We start from the raw sequence: 3,085 nt of genomic DNA, 5'->3' as shown, positions 1-3,085 counted from the left end.
GAGGCCGTCACGCGCATCCGCGCCGGGGCCGCCCGCAACCTGGAGGCCACGGAAAACGCCGCCCGCAACGTGGGCCGGTCCGCGGAACTGGCCGGTGCCTCCGGCCAGACCTTGCAGCACATCGTCACCATTGCCGTGACCACCGCCGACAGGGTGCGGGCCATCGCCACCGCCGCCTCGCAGCAATCGGCGGCCAGCGAGGAGATCAGCCGGGCCACCGGCGAGGTGGACCGCATCTCCGGCGAGACCGTGGACGCCATGCGCGAGGCCGCCCAGGCCGTGGCTGCGCTGGCGGAGCAGGCGGAGGCGCTGCGGCAGGTCATGGCACGCATGCGTTAGGCATGGCCGTCATGCGGGCGCTCTTGCCCGATGACTGCGTCAAACGGCGATGCCGCTCGGGTCATGTACCAAAGAGTACACTCCCCTCGCTGCATCGCCGTTTTCCTTGTCCTCGGACAACATCGCTCCGCCTGCCGACCATGCCTGAAAACAGAGAAAGGGGGAAAGCTGCTTTCTCACTCTTTTCTTAAATGACAACCGCCCCGACCGGAAGTTCCGGTCGGGGCGGTTTCATTTCTTCATTCTTTCCGGCAGCGTCTCACTTCACGGTTTCCTGGCCGCGCGCAGCGTGCGGCGAGGGCAAGGAAGATATTGTTTCCGCGAGGGGAGTGTACGTCTTCGGTACATGACCCGAGCGGAAACAATATCTGACGCCGCAATCGCCCACGATCCGCGCGGCCAGCGCGCGGGGGTTATTTCCAGGTGACTGGGAGCGGCTTCCGCCACGGCAACCGGCGATACCGATACTTCGCATACCCCAGCATCTGCGCGCCCTGCACCCGCTCGTCCTCGCCAAGGCCCAGCAGTTCGCGCAGGGGGGCGTAGGCGTTGGCCGCGTAGGTGAAGTAACCGCCCCAGCAGGCAGCCACGCCATGGGCATGGGCGGCCAGTTCCAGATAGGTGAGGGCAATGGCCGAATCCACGGCGGGCCAGGTGGCCCCGCCGTCGCAGCAGGCCACGGCGATGTGCGGCGCGCCGCGCAGCACGAGGTCCACGCCCTTGCGCGACCCGGCGATCAGCCCTGCCACGTTGTGGCGCTTGGCGGTTTCCGGGTCGTGCTCGCGCAGGTACATCATCCAGTCGATGATCAGGCTGGCGATCTCACGGGTACGGGCGGGGTCTTCCACCATCACCCAGCGCACCGGCTGGCGGTGGCTGGCGGTGGGCGCCCAGCGCACGGTGTCCATGATCCGGGCCAGCACGTCGTGCTCCACCGGCTGTGCCTTGAACGTGCGGATGGAGCGGCGCCCGCGCAGGAACTGTTCCGCCGCGTCGGCCTCGATGGCCAGTTCGCGGCGGACCGGAGCGAATTCGTCAAAGGGCATGCCCTCAAGGCGCACTGCCCCGCTCGGACAGACGGCCACGCAATGGCCGCAGCGGATGCAGGCATCCTCGGCGCCCTGGCGCATCTTGGCCACGCCCGTTTCCTTGTCGGCGATCAGGATGCGGATGGGGCATTCGTCGATACAGATGTTGTCGCGCTTGCATTTCTGCGCGTCCACTTCGAAAAACGGCATGAAGATCCTCCCTGTACTCCGTGGCCCGAATGGCCACAGGTGCCGGTTTGCCCCGCTTCACGCCGCGTGTAAAGCGAAAATGGCGTGGCATGGCCGCAATACCGCCTTTGACAGCCCCCCCGACCCCCTGTAACGTCGGCATGATAAAGGAGACTCGCATGCCGAACCGCGCCGTGCTCCGCACCATTGCCCTGATGCTCCGCAGCCTGCCCGCAATCCGTTCGCAATCCGGCCTGTCGCGCGCCGCTGCCGCGCCCAGCCGCTCGGCCATGCTGCCCGGCCTCCCTGTTTCGGGCCTGCTCCAGTACCCTGTCCTGTGCCTGGTCCTGTGCCTGGTCCTGACCGGGTGCGTCGCCCCCCCGGCCAAACAGAAATCATTGCTTCTGCCGCAAGGCCCCTCGGTCACCCGGGCAGACCCCGGCTACATGCAGTGGCTGGAAAAGCAGTCGCTGCTGGGGACAGGGACGGAACTTTCGCGCGTGGTGTCCGGCAGTCAGCTGGGCTGGCGCTCTCCCTCATTGCCGCCCGATCCGGACAACCTGCTGCGCGCCGCCGATACCTGGCTGCTGGTGCACCCCATGGCGCTCATTGCCGACGGCACGCCCTCGGCATTCGCCATCCTGGCCCAGCCAAGAGCGCAGGAACTGCTGCGCCGCACGGGCGCGCGCGGGCTGTACGTCACGCCATCCGGCGGAGCCGGGGCCATCTGGGCATACGACCGCAGCGCCACCCTGACCGGTGACGACACCATCCAGCACGGCTTTTCCGAGGCGGCGGGCAGCGACGACGAATACCTGCGCCTGCGCCGCCTTACCGACAACAGCCGCATGCTGCTGGGCACCGACATCATCCCCGCCGCCACCGGCATGGGACCGGACTTCTTTCTGGCCGCACGCAACGTGCGCGAATACCCCGGCGCTTACTGCCTGGTGGAAATTCCGCGCGGCCTGTGGCCCGATCTGCCCGCCAGCGCATCGGAATGGCAGGCCCGCCCGCTCACCCGCGTCCAGCACGACCTGCTGTCGGAAAAGGGGCTGCTGCCAGCCTCCCTCTCGCGCGACCTGCTGTCGTGGGCGCGGCCAGGCGGCTGGGCCGTCACCGGCGAGGTGCGCGGGGGCGACGGCACCCTGCGCCGCTGGGCCTACCGCCATGCCGGACACTACGACATGCCCGTACTGCACTGGGACGATCCTTCCGCCGCCGCCCGGCGCATCCTGTCTTCCAGCATCATCCAGCAGATCGGCCTGCGCGGCATGGCCCTGACCGGCTTCCGGGTGGAACCCCTGACCGGGCTGGACCCGCTGCCCCGCGCCGCGCACGGCGACCCGAACCATGTCCCGGCCCTGGAACCCGCCCCCACCGCCGCCCTGTCACTGGCCCGCGAAACGCGCCGCTACGGCGGGTGGGCATGGCAGCGCGACCGGCTGCCCCTGCCGCTGCTGGCCCGCACCCTGCACGAATCCGCCGACGTGGCCGAAGATACCGTCACCAGCCCCGCCGCCGAACAC

At 68.7% G+C, this 3,085-nt stretch carries 1 protein-coding gene and 2 pseudogenes; 2 read left to right on the top strand and 1 reads right to left on the bottom strand.

Features of this window, described 5'->3' with window-relative positions; all coding sequences use genetic code 11:
• Positions 1-339, top strand: a pseudogene (locus tag FVW20_RS10805) (chemotaxis protein); the annotation flags it as partial.
• Positions 340-752: 413 nt separating this feature from the next.
• Here FVW20_RS10805 and FVW20_RS10800 read toward each other — a convergent pair.
• Complete coding sequence (locus FVW20_RS10800; protein WP_196609544.1) at positions 753-1,577, bottom strand: nitroreductase family protein; 825 nt, start codon at positions 1,575-1,577, stop codon at positions 753-755.
• A 158-nt stretch (positions 1,578-1,735) separates the two neighbouring features.
• Here FVW20_RS10800 and FVW20_RS10795 point away from each other — a divergent pair.
• Positions 1,736-3,085 (top strand): annotated as a pseudogene (locus tag FVW20_RS10795) (hypothetical protein); the annotation flags it as partial.

Origin of the sequence: Nitratidesulfovibrio oxamicus (assembly GCF_015731765.1) — a bacterium.
Lineage (GTDB): Bacteria > Desulfobacterota > Desulfovibrionia > Desulfovibrionales > Desulfovibrionaceae > Cupidesulfovibrio > Cupidesulfovibrio oxamicus.
This window is presented reverse-complemented; position numbering and strand designations above follow the sequence as displayed.